At 55.5% G+C, this 13,814-nt stretch carries 13 protein-coding genes; 4 read left to right on the plus strand and 9 right to left on the minus strand.

All coding sequences use genetic code 11. The features are described from left to right. Positions 1-3: 3 nt before the first annotated feature. The 3 genes from ASD8599_RS13685 to ASD8599_RS13695 all read right to left on the minus strand — a co-directional run bounded on the left by ASD8599_RS13685 (position 4) and on the right by ASD8599_RS13695 (position 3,541). Complete coding sequence (locus tag ASD8599_RS13685) at positions 4-2,268, minus strand: ATP-binding protein (RefSeq protein WP_108829050.1); 2,265 nt, start codon at positions 2,266-2,268, stop codon at positions 4-6. A 46-nt stretch (positions 2,269-2,314) separates the two neighbouring features. Then, on the minus strand, positions 2,315-3,061 hold the full coding sequence (locus tag ASD8599_RS13690) for a substrate-binding periplasmic protein (protein ID WP_108829051.1): 747 nt from the start codon (positions 3,059-3,061) through the stop codon (positions 2,315-2,317). Positions 3,062-3,130: 69 nt separating this feature from the next. Then, positions 3,131-3,541 (minus strand): response regulator transcription factor, encoded by a 411-nt coding sequence (locus tag ASD8599_RS13695; protein ID WP_108829052.1) that lies wholly within the window; start codon positions 3,539-3,541, stop codon positions 3,131-3,133. Between the two features lie 194 nt (positions 3,542-3,735). On the opposite strand from ASD8599_RS13695, the gene ASD8599_RS13700 reads away from it, so the two are divergent. From ASD8599_RS13700 to ASD8599_RS13715, 4 genes are all read left to right on the plus strand, one after another. Further along, positions 3,736-4,851, plus strand: a complete 1,116-nt coding sequence (locus ASD8599_RS13700) for a DNA polymerase III subunit delta' (RefSeq protein ID WP_108829053.1) — start codon at positions 3,736-3,738, stop codon at positions 4,849-4,851. An 11-nt stretch (positions 4,852-4,862) separates the two neighbouring features. After that, positions 4,863-5,651, plus strand: a complete 789-nt coding sequence (locus ASD8599_RS13705) for a TatD family hydrolase (protein WP_108829054.1) — start codon at positions 4,863-4,865, stop codon at positions 5,649-5,651. Continuing rightward, positions 5,651-6,451 (plus strand): MBL fold metallo-hydrolase, encoded by an 801-nt coding sequence (locus ASD8599_RS13710; protein WP_108829055.1) that lies wholly within the window; start codon positions 5,651-5,653, stop codon positions 6,449-6,451. Before ASD8599_RS13705 ends, ASD8599_RS13710 begins: the two co-directional genes overlap by 1 nt. Positions 6,452-6,517: 66 nt before the next feature. Beyond that, positions 6,518-7,447 (plus strand): AEC family transporter, encoded by a 930-nt coding sequence (locus ASD8599_RS13715; protein ID WP_108829056.1) that lies wholly within the window; start codon positions 6,518-6,520, stop codon positions 7,445-7,447. Here ASD8599_RS13715 and ASD8599_RS13720 read toward each other — a convergent pair. From ASD8599_RS13720 to ASD8599_RS13745, 6 genes are all read right to left on the minus strand, one after another. Further along, complete coding sequence (locus tag ASD8599_RS13720) at positions 7,412-8,272, minus strand: YihY/virulence factor BrkB family protein (protein ID WP_108829057.1); 861 nt, start codon at positions 8,270-8,272, stop codon at positions 7,412-7,414. The two genes, ASD8599_RS13715 and ASD8599_RS13720, sit on opposite strands and share 36 nt — an antisense overlap. Positions 8,273-8,306: 34 nt before the next feature. Next, positions 8,307-10,544, minus strand: a complete 2,238-nt coding sequence (gene ptsP, locus ASD8599_RS13725; protein ID WP_108829058.1) for a phosphoenolpyruvate--protein phosphotransferase — start codon at positions 10,542-10,544, stop codon at positions 8,307-8,309. A gap of 83 nt (positions 10,545-10,627) precedes the next feature. Next, positions 10,628-11,866: an aspartate kinase gene (locus ASD8599_RS13730; protein WP_108829059.1), complete on the minus strand. Its 1,239-nt coding sequence runs from the start codon at positions 11,864-11,866 to the stop codon at positions 10,628-10,630. Positions 11,867-12,078: 212 nt separating this feature from the next. Further along, on the minus strand, positions 12,079-12,723 hold the full coding sequence (locus ASD8599_RS13735; RefSeq protein WP_108829060.1) for an SDR family NAD(P)-dependent oxidoreductase: 645 nt from the start codon (positions 12,721-12,723) through the stop codon (positions 12,079-12,081). A 38-nt stretch (positions 12,724-12,761) separates the two neighbouring features. Then, a complete protein-coding gene (locus ASD8599_RS13740) occupies positions 12,762-13,223 on the minus strand; it encodes a DUF1178 family protein (RefSeq protein ID WP_108829061.1) in 462 nt (153 codons plus the stop codon). A 91-nt stretch (positions 13,224-13,314) separates the two neighbouring features. Further along, positions 13,315-13,782, minus strand: a complete 468-nt coding sequence (locus ASD8599_RS13745) for an NUDIX hydrolase (RefSeq protein ID WP_245926043.1) — start codon at positions 13,780-13,782, stop codon at positions 13,315-13,317. Between the last annotated feature and the right edge of the window lie 32 nt (positions 13,783-13,814).

Genomic DNA, 13,814 nt, shown 5'->3' on the forward strand with positions numbered 1-13,814 from the left:
CCTTTATAACAACGGAGGCTTCGGAACCGGGGCAAGCGCCGCGTTTAATGCCGCGGACAATTCAACGGGTGGAGTCGGTTTTTGCAATAGCATGGCTTGGACTTCGCCCATTTCCTGCGATGTGAAGCCTGTATAGCCGGACATGTAAATAACCGGCTTTTCCGGATGGCGCGCCCGCACCATTCGCGCCAGTTCAAAGCCGCCGATTTTTCCGGGCATGACGACGTCTGTTAACAGAACATCGAAATTTTGCCCTGCATCAATCATGTCAATTGCGACGTTGCCTGAGGGCGCCGACACAACCAAGAACCCCAGATCCTTGATCACTTCGACCATCACGTTCAGCAAATCTGCTTCATCTTCGACCAACATCACCGTCTGGCCTGTGCCTGCCATTGGCACATCCAAAGGCATCGGGTCTTCACGCGGGCCCGCTTCTGTGCCCCGCGGCAGAACCAGATTGATCGTCGTGCCTACGCCCTCTTCGGAGTAAATGCGCAAATCGCCATCTGCCTGTCTCACGAAGCCGTAAACAATAGACAATCCCAAGCCGGTGCCTGAGTTGGTTTCTTTGGTGGTGAAAAACGGATCAGCTGCACGCGCACGGGTTTCTTCATCCATTCCAGGGCCGTTGTCGGTCACGGAAATCTCGGTGTAGCGGTAGGCTGATGCAGCCGCTTCGGTGACCTCTAGGGGTTCAGTCAGGTTTCCAGTGGGCAACAGGACAGGCTGCGGCAATGACACAGAGCGCGCGTGCACCTTGATGGAATGTCCCACACCACTGCGCAAAATCGCATCCCGACTGTTCAGAACCAGGTTCATCAGAGCCGTTTCAAGTTGGGCATGGTCGCAATAAACCTGCAAATCGGGCGCATCGACCACGAATGTGATCGAAAGGTTTTGTTCGATCATCGGACCGACAAGCTTTTCAAACTCTTCGAACATCGGGCCAATGCTGCGGGATGTGGCCAATCCGGGTTGCTTTTTAGCAAATGCCAACAGACGTGACGTCAATTCACGACCCCGACCGATAGATGCACTGGCAATATCCAGAAGCTCGCCTTGCCGTTCCTTGTCTTCTTGACGGCGCGCCAGATCAACGGCGTACAGCATGGAGGCCAGAAGATTGTTGAAGTCATGGGCGATGCCACCTGTCAGTTGCCCCAAGGCATCCAACCGGCTTTTGCGTTCCACAACCTGACGGTTGCGTTCGCCCACTGACACGTCATCCACGACCAGAACGGTGCTGATATCATCGCGGGCATGTTCCAGCTTGCCGGATTGGACACGCACGTAGCGGCCCACTTCGTCGGAATTGACCCTGCTCAGCAAATGGGTTTCAGCACGCAAGTTATGACCTGTCAAAGCCCGCCGGATCGGGTCGGCACTGGCGTCCAAAGGTGTCATGCTTTCCACATCGAGAAATTGAATCGATTCAGGCCAAGCAAAAGGTACGTCCCGCGATACGCCTCCCAAAAGATGTCGCGCCGTCGGGTTGACCATCACAACCTCCGCATTGGCGTTCAGCGCAATAATTCCCGACGTTGCGGTGTTCAGAACGGTCTCAAGCCGGTTGCGCAGCAAAAGGGTTTCGGCATTGGCGGATTGTTCCGTGGCGCGGCTGGTGTTGATAACGTCAACGATCAGATCCAATTCATCGTTGTAGACTTTGGGGCGATCCAACACGATTTTCTTCTCAGCGTCAAAACCGCCCTTTTCTTGCAATCTGCCGGTGATCGACAGCAGATGGCGTGACACCATCCGGTCGAATATCCAGAACATGATCAGCGATGCAATCAAGGTTTTGACGAAATTGGTCAGTAGCAAAACCATAACTTGCGACCACAATTCATCATACACATTTTCCAAGCTCGCGGTGACACGCAGAATCCCCACAGGCGCCACATCCCCTGCACTGCGTTCAAAAGACAGTGGAAATTCTTCAACCAGAACTTCGCCCGACCCAATAGCGCCCCGCTCAAACCGTTGGCCTGTCTCAGCGACAAGGGTCACAGCAATCACATCATGTTGGGCGTAAATGCCGTCAACCAACACATCAACATGAGAGAAATTGAATTCCCACAACGCACTTTCCAACCCGGCTTGAAAACTTCCCTCTACTTCGGAAAATTCATCGCGCACCCGGTCCAAGCCATTTTCATAAATCGTCAAAAGTTGGAACGCCGCCGCGAAAACCGAAAAAACTGCAGACGCTAAAATCATATAGGCTACGATCCGGCGCCCCAGCTTGTGCTTGATAAATTTCATCGTCTGTTTTGCTCTCTGTGACACAGACGCGCGAGGGCGCAGGTCGTTACTCTTGAAGTGTTACATGCTTGCTCAACAGCGCATCAAGACTGCCGTCGCGACGCATTTCGGCGAGGGCCGCGTTAAAATCAGCAACGATGCTTGCAGCGCCCGGAAAATCCCGACGCACCGCCATATGAATATTATGAGAGGCCAAAATATGCGGTGGAATATCAACTTTGTCCGTGATGTCTGTGTCAGACCCCCGGATCGCAAATGACAGCACCTCTTCGCTGTCCAATGTTAAATCCGCCCGATCAAATGCCACCATCTGAACGGCTTGTTGGGTTGTTGTGACAACCACCTTGTTCAGGTCTTCGGAGCGATCGAATTCGGGTTCATACAAAAAACCGTCCCCGACCGCGATTGAATAAGGCAGCAAAGCCTCCAGCGACGTCACATCATGCGTCTTGCCTTTGGCCTGCATAAACTTCACGCGCGTTTCATAAAACGGATCACTGTACAGCATGAATTTGGCAATTTCTTCATCGTAAAACAGGCTTCCAACCACATCATAGGTCCCGTCCCGCGCCCCTTTCATAATTCGGGCCCACGGAACGACATCAGAGCGCACATCGTGGCCCGCGCGTTCCAAAACCGTAGTAATAACATCAAGGGACATGCCCTTACCCGGCAAATTGGCCCCGGAAAATGGCGCCCATTCATCTGCAACGACCAGCAGTTCAGATGCCGACACGGCGCCAGCCCCAAATGCAAAGCATGCGGCAAACACAGCTTTCTTCAAAATTTTCATAATTGATCCTATGTCGCGCACTGTTGGTGTTGGCCAAAGCCTACCACGTTAAGTGAGATCCGCATACATTTAGTCTGGTGCATCCGCCAGAAGGGTCTCGATCTGTGCGATCAGCTGGTGTGGCGCAAATGGTTTGGCCATTGCCACGTCAGCCCCCAGTCCCTTGGCCGTCACCAAAAGATACTGCATGCCTTCATTGTGCACCGATCCTGAAATCGCGATGATCGGAATATATCGGCGCTGCGCTTCCTTGATGGTTTTGATGTTTGAGATCAGCGAATATCCCCCATCGGCCACCGGCACCCCGTCTTTTCGGATAATGATATCGGCAATCACCAGATCAAAGCGTTCCGACTTGAAGGCTGCCAATGCGGAACTTGCGTCAACACAGGCTTTGGTTTCGTGGCCGTGTTCCGCCAATGAGGTGCAGATCAGATTGGAAAAAACCCAATTGTCTTCAAGAACCAATATACGAGCCATCAGGCATCCCGTTGCTATTAAAGTTTACCCAACAACCCAATACAACGCCTTGCCCGCGTTTGGATGAAGAGCGTGACAACTACGAATGTCACTGTGCGCAGATTTTGGTCAACTTCGCAAAACCACCGACCTCTCGCAACCCAATTTTATGTGCCCCGTTTCCTCCGGCAGCGCGGGGTGCTACACCCGCGATCATGGCAGATGAAGCACCAGACCCAACCCGCGTTCCCGGCGCACCGCATCCGCGCGAAACACAGCTGTTGATCGGTCAGGAACAGGCCGAAGCCGCGTTTCTGGACGCATTTACATCCGGCAGGTTGCACCATGCGTGGATGTTGACCGGTCCTCGCGGGGTTGGCAAAGCTACTCTGGCGTGGAAAATGGCACAGTTTTTGTTGGCCACCCCTGATCCAGCTGGCGACGACGACATGTTTGGTGGTCCGCCCGCGCCCACAGCGCTGGATATCTCACCGGATCACCCTGTGGCCCACCGCATTGCGGCCGGTGCCGAACCTGGATTGGTGTCTGTCACCCGCACTCCGAACGAGAAAACTGGACGCATGCGCGACAAAATCGGTGTTGATGACATTCGCAAGCTGGCGGGATTTTTCCAAATGTCGTCTGCCGATGGCGGACGCCGTGTTGTCATTGTGGACGCGGCAGACGACATGAACGTCCAAGCCGCAAATGCCTTGCTGAAAATGCTGGAAGAGCCACCGGAACGTGCAACCCTAATTTTGATCACGCATCAACCGTCCGGATTGTTGCCTACCATCCGCTCTAGATGCCGGACGTTGCGCCTGAACACCCTGAACGGGCCACAAATGGAACAGGCGATGCAAAATGCTGGCGTTGATCCCGGCCCCGGCGGGTCCGCGTTGTCGGAATTGTCTGGTGGCTCGGTCGGGGAAGCTTTGCGCCTTTCGCTTTTGGGTGGGCTGGAAATTTACAACGAAATCATCGGACTGTTGGGCACCTTGCCCCAAATGGATCGTGCACGCACCCTGCGTCTGGCCGAAGCAGCAGCCCAACGAGGCGCCGAAGAAAAGTTAGATCTTTTGTTCACCCTTTTGGAAATCGCTTTGTCGCGACTGGCACGCACAGGCGCCACCGGTGCGCCCCCCCAAACCGAAGCAGCACGCGGTGAAGCCGAAGTTTTATCGCGGCTGTCCGGATCTGCGCATCAAGGTCGCGCTTGGGCTGACATCAGCCACTCTGCGTTGGCACGTGCACGCCACGGTCGGGCCGTGAACCTTGACCCCGCTGCTTTGGTTCTAGATACGATGTTCAAGATACAAAGCACTGCATAGGCCACGCCTGAATGAGCACCCCCCAAATTACAGACAGTCATTGCCATCTCGATTTCCCCGACTTTGAGGGGCAATTGCAGCAAATCATAACGGATGCCGCCGCCGCAGGCGTGACCCGCATGGTGACGATCTGCACAAAATTGCGTCTTGAACCGCAGGTGCGCGCCATTGCCGAGGCCCACGCGCCTGTCTTCTACGCCGCAGGCACCCACCCGATGAGCGCGGCTTCGGAACCCTTGGTGACCGTGGATGAACTGGTTTCGTTGGCACAGCACCCCAAGTTTGTGGGCATTGGCGAAACCGGGCTGGATTATCACTACACCGCCGACAGCGCGGACATCCAACAACAGTCTTTGCGCGTCCACATCGAAGCGGCCCGCGAAACCGGCCTGCCCCTCATCATCCACGCGCGCGCCGCCGATGACGATATGGCGCAAATTCTGGCGCAAGAATACGCAAAAGGCCCCTACAACTGTGTGATGCATTGCTTTTCATCGTCCAAAGAACTGGCGATGGCCGCCCTTGATTTGGGGTTCTATTTGTCCATGTCCGGCATCGCGACTTTCCCCAAAAGCCAAGAGGTGCGCGATATATTCGCAGCCGCGCCTGTCGATCGCATTCTAGTGGAAACCGACGCGCCTTACCTTGCACCGCCACCGTTTCGGGGCAAACGCAACGAACCCGCCTATACAGCGCACACGGCACGGGTCGGTGCCGAAATCTTCGGTATGGATTATGCGGAATTCGCGGCACAAACCCAAAAGAACTTCGATGCGCTGTTCACGAAAGCGGCCTTGTGATGGCAACTCTCAAGATCACCATACTGGGGTGCGGGTCCTCGGGCGGTGTTCCGCGCCTTGGGGGAAATTGGGGGGATTGCGATCCCGCAAACCAGAAAAACCACCGTCAACGATGTTCTATCCTTGTTGAACGCACGGCAAACGGCGCGACCACAACTGTGTTGATCGACACGTCGCCTGACATGCGCACCCAGCTGTTGAACGCAGGCACCAGCCGTATTGATGCGGTGCTATACACCCACAGCCATGCCGATCACGTGCACGGCCTAGACGATTTGCGCATGATCGCCATCAACATGCGTGCGCGGCTCAAGGTCTGGGCTGATGCCCCCACAAAAGAGGCGCTGCTGGAACGGTTCGGTTACGCGTTTATCACACCGGAAGGGTCGCCTTATCCGCCCATTCTGGACATGCACGACCTCATCGGCGACGTGACTATCGATGGGCCGGGCGGACAGATCACATTCACCCCCTTCACAGTGAAACACGGATCCATCGACAGCCTCGGGTTCCGCATCGGCGGCATTGCCTATTTGCCAGACGTCGAAACAATCCCGCTCGATCAATGGCACCATGTGGAAAATCTGGACTGCTGGATTGTGGACGCTTTGCGCCGCGCGCCGCATCCAAGCCATTCACATCTGGCGCAAACACTGGACTGGATCGCCAAAGCCCAACCGAAACACGCAGTGCTGACCAACATGCACAACGATCTTGATTATGCGACGGTCGCCGCCGAAACGCCTGAACACATCGACCCCGCATATGACGGCATGACCCTGACATTCGACATCCCGTAGTTCATCTCGCCAAATAAACCTCCGCCGGAGGCATCCCACGCCCGCCCAAACGAAACGGCCGCTGTCATGCAAGTGCTTCTCGACGTCATTCTGCCCGTCTTTCTGGTGATCGCCATGGGCTATGTCGCAGTGTGGAAAAACATCTTTCCCGCATCGGGCGTCGATGGGTTGATGAAATTCACCCAAGGCTTTGCTATTCCTTGCCTGTTGTTTCAGGCCATCGCAAAAATCGATTTGCAAAGCTCGTTTCAGCCGGGGTTGCTGATCAGCTTTTACAGCGGCGCCGCCATTTGTTTTGCCCTTGGAATGGCGGGGGCACGGGTCTTGTTTAAGCGCGACTGGGAAGATTGCGTGACGATCGGATTTTGTTGCCTCTTTTCAAATTCGGTCCTGCTGGGGCTTCCGATCACAGAACGTGCCTATGGCACCGAGGCGCTGACCGGAAACTATGCTATCATCGCCATGCATGCGCCTTTTTGCTATGGGCTTGGAATCACCGCGATGGAGATCACACGCAATCGAGGTGCGGGGATCATGCGCACAGCCCGCGCCGTGGGGCGGGCCATGTTCCACAACGCGTTGGTGATCGCGATTGGTGCCGGGTTCGTGGTGAACTTGCTGGATTTCAGCATCCCTTCCGTCGCTGATGATGCGCTGAGTTTGGTGGTGCGTGCGGCTTTGCCAACGGCGTTGTTTTCACTGGGGGGCGCGTTGCTTCAATACAAACCCGAAGGCGACAAACTGGCGATTGCCATGGTCTGCGTCATTGCGCTGTGCATTCATCCCGCATTGGTGTTTGGCTTCGGGACTGCTTTGGACGTGCCGCAAGATCTCTTTAAATCGGGCGTACTGACCGCGGCAATGGCACCGGGGGTCAATGCCTATATCTTTGCCAATATGTACGGGCGCGCGAAACGTGTCGTGGCGTCCAGCGTGTTGATCGCCACGCTGGCGTCCGTTCTAAGCATCTGGTTGTGGTTGACGGTTCTGGGCTAGACGTGACCGGTATTCCAGTTCCGCGTTCAGCCCCCCCCCTAACAAAACCAGCCACGCACTGATGTATAACCACATCAACATCGCAATCACCGCACCGATAGACCCGTAAACCTCGTTGTAGGCTCCGAAGTTGGACAAATAGTACGAAAACCCGGCAGAGGCCGCAGCCCAACAAAAGGTAGACACAACAGCCCCGGGGGTGACCCAGCGATTGATTTTGTGCACACGGTTCGGCCCAAACCGGTAAATCAGCGAAAATCCCGCCAACAGAACGCCCAATGCAATGATCCAGCGCGCCGCTTCAATACCCCATGCCGTCAAAGGTCCTAATGGAACAAACTGTAAGGCAATGGGCGCAAAAACCACACATGCGATGGCGATCACGGCCACAACGACAAGGGCTACCGTCAGCGTCAATGCGCGCGTGTAATGGGCAAGCCCATCACGATTAGGCACATTGTAGATCGCATTCAGGCCTCGCATCAAAGCGGCTACACCGGCGCGTGCAGACCAAACGGCCAGCGCCAACGACACGCCAGACGCCCACCCCAATGTCAGCCCGTCCGCCTGCGCCAAGGCATTCAACTGCTGATCCAGCAGTGCATAGACATCTGCGGGCAGCATGGCTTGAAATTCAGCCATCTCCAGCGCCACCGCTCCGGGATCTCCAATCACCCCCCAAAGGGCAATGACCGTAGCCAGCCCCGGAAACACAGCCAAAATCCCATAAAAAGCCACACCGGCCGCAATCAGTCCCAGATTGCGTTCGTCCATAATACGAAAAACCCGGTTCAGCGCCGTCCAGCTTGCATTTAATCGGTGCATTCCAGTGCCTCACTTATGTCTGCGACCGCGCGGCCTACCCTTGTTCCGCCAACCATTTCATAATGGCAGGGCGCACCGACATCTCACCGCGGTGGCGCGCATCCATGATCACCTTACGCACCTCTTCCAGATTTGACCGCCGCAAAAGGCTTTTCACCGGACCAATAGATGCAGGGCGCATGGACAAGCTGCGCAAACCAATGGCGGCCAGACATAAAGCTTCGACAGGGCGCCCCGCATCTTCGCCACAAAAAGACAAAGGTGTGCCGGTGTCTGCGCAGCGTTCCACGATCTGTTCCAGAAAGCTCAGGAAGCTAACGTTCAGGGAATCATACCGCTTGCGCACCCGTTCGTTTTCGCGGTCAGCAGCAAAGAAAAACTGCTTTAAGTCGTTGCCCCCAATGGACAAAAACCCGACATCTTCAAAGAACTGCCTTGGTGCGAACCCCAAAGACGGGGTCTCAAGCATGGCCCCCACTTCGATATCGTCAGGAATGACATGGCCCAGGCGCGTCTCACGGGCGATGGCCTTATCCAAGGCTGCCCGAGCTTGGCGATATTCTTCATATTGCGCCACAAAGGGAAACATCAACGTCAAAGGACGCCCTTGCGCCGCGCGGATCAACGCCTGCAGCTGCATTTGCATCACACCGGGTTTATCAAGGCCCACACGGATAGCGCGCCACCCCAAAGCCGGGTTGGGTTCGTCCGTGGGCTTCATATAAGGCAATACTTTGTCTGACCCGATATCCAGCGTGCGAAACACCACGCGTTTTCCTTGGGCCGCATCCAGAACACGCGTGTAAAGCGCACTTAACTCGGACCGTCGCGGCATCTGGTTGCGCACCAAAAACTGCAATTCGGTGCGAAACAGACCTACGCCTTCTGCGCCGGAGCTTTCCAAAGACGGCAAATCCGCCATCAGGCCAGCGTTCATATGCAATTCAACGATCTGACCACATTCAGTCAGCGCAGGCTTGTCCTGAATAGATGCGTAGCGTTTCAACGCTTCGGTCTGCATCGCCATTTTGTCACGGAACGCCGTCACAACAGTATCGTCCGGGCGCAAATGTACGATGCCCTGTTCGCCGTCCACCATCACATGGTCGCCATTCAGCGCCTCGTTGGTGACGCGCGCCGTCTGCACGATTAAGGGAATGGCCAACGCACGGGCGACGATGGCCGCATGCGATCCCACAGAGCCACCTTCAAGGATAATTCCCTTCAGGTTACGCCCGTATTCCAACAATTCAGCCGGACCAATATTGCGTGCCACAAGGATCGGGTCAGGTGGCATTTCTGCGCCTGTATCGGCCCCCTGCCCGGTCAGAATGCGCAGCATCCTGTTGGACAGGTCATCAAGATCGCTCAGACGTTCGCGCAGGTAATTGTCCGCCACGCTTTCCATCCGCGCACGCGCAATAGATTGTTCTTTTTCCACCGCCGCCTCGGCGCTCAGACCGTTGCTGATGGCCTCTTGCATGCGCCGCATCCAGCCCTTGGAATTGGCAAACATCCGATACGCTTCAAGGACTTGGCGTTGTTCCGCATCGCGCGACATCTGCAGCATTTTGTCGACGCCGACGCGAACTTCTTCCACGGCTTCTTCCAGCCGCTCAAGTTCTCGGTGGGGATCGTCGGCGATGGGATTTGATACAACAACCCGCGGCTCATGAAGCCAGATGTGCCCTTCCGCCACGCCTTCCTGCGCCACGGTGCCGCGCAACATCGAGGGTTGGGAATGGCGCGCCGACATCGCAGCACCTTCGCCAACAAACGCGCCAAGTTCCGTCATCTCTGCCAGAACCATTGCGACAACTTCCAATGCGTAAACCGCATCGGTCGAAAACTCGCGGGCCTCTTTGGACTGCACCACCAAAACACCCATGGATTCGCCAAGACGCTGGATCGGCACCCCCAGAAACGATGAAAACACCTCTTCTCCGGTTTCCGGCATAAAACGGAAGCCTTTGGCATTGGGAGCATCAGCGGTGTTGATCACATGACGGCGCTTTGCCACACGGCCGACAAGGCCTTCGCCCATCTTCATGCGGGTTTGGTGCACAGCCTCTGCGTTCAGGCCTTCGGTGGCGCAAAGTTCAAGGGTGTCTTCGTCGCGAAACAGATAGATGGAACACACTTCAGTGCGAATACTGTCAGCAATCAGATGGGTGATTTTGTCCAAACGGGCTTGGCCCGGGTCATCCCCGGCCATCACATCGCGCAAGCGGCCAAGCAGCTTGCGGCTTTCGGTTTCAAAACGCTCGGCCATACTGGCGCGGCTCCCCCTGATATACCCTCGTGATTAGATCACGAATGCAACGGAAACAAAACGCGTTAAAGACAAACTTAGGGTTATGCGGCTTTGTCCAATTCAAAGGCATCATGCAAAGCTTGAACCGCCAACTCCATATATTTGCGATCTATCAAAACGCTGATCTTGATTTCGGATGTGGTGATCACCTTGATGTTGATGCCTTCGGCGCTAAGCACCTGGAACATCTTCGCGGCCACACCGGTATGGGACCGCATGCCAATGCCAACCACAGAGACTTTGGCGACATCAACGTCCGCAATAAGTTCAGCGAAGTTGATGGTGCCAGCACCTTTGGCCTCGTCCATCGCAGCCTCGGCGCGCGCTACCTGATCGGTGGGGCAGCTGAAGGTCATGTCGGTGCGACCTTCTTCGGAAATGTTCTGCACGATCATATCGACGTTGACGCCTGCATCTGACAATGCCGTGAAAATCAAAGCGGCGATACCGGGACGATCTGCCACCGACACCAAGGTCATTTTTGCCTCATCGCGGCTAAACGCGACCCCTGCCACAACATTGCTTTCCATGATTTCCTCCTCATCGCAGACCAGCGTTCCAGCTTCGTCCGATTGTTCTTCAAAACTGCTGAGTACACGCAGTTTCACCTTATATCGCATCGCCAGTTCAACAGAACGGGTTTGCAAAACCTTTGCACCCAAAGACGCAAGTTCCAACATCTCTTCAAAAGCGATGCGGTCCAGTTTGCGGGCTTTGCTTTCGACGCGGGGGTCTGTGGTGTAAACACCATCGACGTCAGTATAAATGTCACACCGTTCGGCCTCAAAGGCCGCGGCAAAGGCCACAGCTGTGGTATCCGATCCGCCCCGCCCCAATGTGGTGATGCGGCCCTCGGGTGAGACACCCTGAAAGCCTGCGACCACGGCAACCTTCATACCGGCACCAAAGCTGGCCATGATATTGTCGGAAGGGATCGCTTCAATGCGGGCGGACGCATGCGCAGAGGTGGTTTGCACTGGCACTTGCCAGCCCTGCCAGGACCGCGCCGGTACTTGCATCTCTTGCAATGTCAGCGCCATCAAACCTGCAGTGACATTTTCACCCGATGATACAACCGCATCATATTCGCGTGCATCATACATCGGTGAGGTTTCATTGACCCAGCCAACCAGTTCATTGGTTTTGCCGGACATGGCCGATACGATGACAATAACGTCGTACCCTTTGGACACTTCAACGCCCACGCGCTTAGCCGCGCGGCGAATTCGGTCCAACGTGGCGACGGATGTGCCACCAAATTTCATCACAAGAACAGGCATAGATCCCCCGCGTCGCTTACCGCAAAGGGCTTTACGCACAGATTGGCGCAATCGCAAGGCAGACCAGAGCTATCTTGACCAAAAACACGCGCAAACATGGGCAGACAACGCCCAAAAGCGCAAATGCCGCAGGGATTTGCAAAACATCACGCGCAGGCGCAGGCCTGCACAATGGGTTCACGACGCGGTTGCCAGCTTAATGGATTTCGGCCCTAATAGGCATGGGCGCGGCCGTCCCAGGTCTCAAAGCACCCTGTTGTGGCCATGCCCAGCGCATCAAAACGCAAGGCAAGGCCCTGCACAGACGCATCAACCGTGATGTCGCCTTCTGCCCCACCCATGTCAGTTTGCACCCAACCGGGGTGATAAATGCCGACGGCGATACCTTCAGACGCCAAATCAGTTGATAAATTACGCCCCAAATTCAACACCGCAGCTTTAGACGCGCGGTAGATATAGGACCCACCTGGGGCACGTGTGTGGGATGCCATCTGCGACGAAATGATTGCGATCTTGGGGGCATCAGCCAAACGCAGCATCGGTAACATATGCTGCACACTTAAAAAGACACCGGTGACATTGGCCGCAAAACTTGCGGCCCACATATCTGCACTGTACCCGCCGTCCAGTGTCTCTGTTTTGTCCAGATAAACACCCGCATTGCACACCAATAAATCAATCGGTTCACCAGCCAAAGCATCTGCCATAGCGACGTGATCCGAAGGGCGGGTCACATCCAGTTGCACATCAGACGCAACAGACCGGCCTGTTCCCGTCACTTTATGTCCCGCGTCCGCATAGAGCGCCGCCAGTCCTGCACCAATTCCACGGGATGCCCCGGTTATCACAACATGCATGTGGTCTTCCAATCCTGTCAGATTTTTTGTTTGAACGCTCAGTTCGCTTTTGCTTTGGGCATAAACGGCAATGGCACAACCGGCACACCGTCCTCGATCAAGGCTTTGGCTTCTTCGGCGTTGGCAGATCCGTAAATGGACCGCTCTGGCGCATCACCAAGATGCATATCGCGGGCTTCTTTTGTGAAATTTGCACCCACATAGTCAGAGTTTTCCTCGACATGTTGGCGCATCTTGGCCAGCACGGCTTCCGCCTCGGACTGCGGCGCATTCAATGCAACGCTTGTGCCGGACTCCTTGGGTTGGCCCTGCGTATCTGCGCTTGCGGCAGAGCGGGCCGGACGCACACGCGGCGCCATTATGGCTTTTGAAACTGCGCTGCTGCCACATTGCACACACCCGATATGCCCCGCCCCCGCCAGCTTGTCAAAAGCGGCCGCGGACTGGAACCAGCTTTCGAAGGCATGGCCGTTGTCGCATTTCAAAGTGTATTTTATCATCGCGGTGTTGTTGTCCTGTATTTATCCAACAAACATAAGCCAGCCAAAGCCAAAGACCAAGCGTACCGTTGAAAAACCAGGTCCAAGCAGATCACAACACAGGCGCAAAATCGCGGATGATGCGCGCAAGTTCAGGTTCAGCCACCATTTTGGCCGCGCGCTTGCGACTGACCCATTTGCGTTTGCGCTGTCCTGCTTCGGGGTAGGTTTTCGTGTGCTTTTTGACGCGCAGCGGATAGACCACTGCAAGGCACGGCAAATCGCCCAAGTCGTCTTTCATCTTCTTGTAGGAATACAGGCCCAAAGGGGTCTGCCCGACCTTTCCTTCGACACCAGCTTCTTCCCAAGCTTCTTGCGCCGCCGCTTGCGCCGGCGTTTTTCCGTCCATGGGCCAGCCTTTTGGTATAATCCAACGCTTGGACCGCCGCGATGTGATCACCATGATTTGCACTTTGCCGTTCACAATCCGGTAACACAAAGCTGCAAATTGCGTCCGCATTTCGCCTTTGGTGCTTTTGTCCACCGATATTGGCAGCTGTTTGATCATGGGTGCAGACATCGCAAGCAAGCATTCTTTACAGATCTAAAGGT

Source organism: Ascidiaceihabitans donghaensis (assembly GCF_900302465.1).
GTDB classification, from domain to species: domain Bacteria; phylum Pseudomonadota; class Alphaproteobacteria; order Rhodobacterales; family Rhodobacteraceae; genus Ascidiaceihabitans; species Ascidiaceihabitans donghaensis.

What these genes read in the sequence shown, in the direction of transcription:
- ASD8599_RS13685 (WP_108829050.1), bottom strand. Translation starts at nt 2,268, where the DNA reads ATGAAATTTATCAAGCACAAGCTGGGGCGCCGGATCGTAGCCTATATG.
- ASD8599_RS13690 (WP_108829051.1), bottom strand. Translation starts at nt 3,061, where the DNA reads ATGAAAATTTTGAAGAAAGCTGTGTTTGCCGCATGCTTTGCATTTGGG.
- ASD8599_RS13695 (WP_108829052.1), bottom strand. Translation starts at nt 3,541, where the DNA reads ATGGCTCGTATATTGGTTCTTGAAGACAATTGGGTTTTTTCCAATCTG.
- ASD8599_RS13700 (WP_108829053.1), top strand. Translation starts at nt 3,736, where the DNA reads ATGGCAGATGAAGCACCAGACCCAACCCGCGTTCCCGGCGCACCGCAT.
- ASD8599_RS13705 (WP_108829054.1), top strand. Translation starts at nt 4,863, where the DNA reads ATGAGCACCCCCCAAATTACAGACAGTCATTGCCATCTCGATTTCCCC.
- ASD8599_RS13710 (WP_108829055.1), top strand. Translation starts at nt 5,651, where the DNA reads ATGGCAACTCTCAAGATCACCATACTGGGGTGCGGGTCCTCGGGCGGT.
- ASD8599_RS13715 (WP_108829056.1), top strand. Translation starts at nt 6,518, where the DNA reads ATGCAAGTGCTTCTCGACGTCATTCTGCCCGTCTTTCTGGTGATCGCC.
- ASD8599_RS13720 (WP_108829057.1), bottom strand. Translation starts at nt 8,272, where the DNA reads ATGCACCGATTAAATGCAAGCTGGACGGCGCTGAACCGGGTTTTTCGT.
- ptsP (WP_108829058.1), bottom strand. Translation starts at nt 10,544, where the DNA reads ATGGCCGAGCGTTTTGAAACCGAAAGCCGCAAGCTGCTTGGCCGCTTG.
- ASD8599_RS13730 (WP_108829059.1), bottom strand. Translation starts at nt 11,866, where the DNA reads ATGCCTGTTCTTGTGATGAAATTTGGTGGCACATCCGTCGCCACGTTG.
- ASD8599_RS13735 (WP_108829060.1), bottom strand. Translation starts at nt 12,723, where the DNA reads ATGCATGTTGTGATAACCGGGGCATCCCGTGGAATTGGTGCAGGACTG.
- ASD8599_RS13740 (WP_108829061.1), bottom strand. Translation starts at nt 13,223, where the DNA reads ATGATAAAATACACTTTGAAATGCGACAACGGCCATGCCTTCGAAAGC.
- ASD8599_RS13745 (WP_245926043.1), bottom strand. Translation starts at nt 13,782, where the DNA reads ATGTCTGCACCCATGATCAAACAGCTGCCAATATCGGTGGACAAAAGC.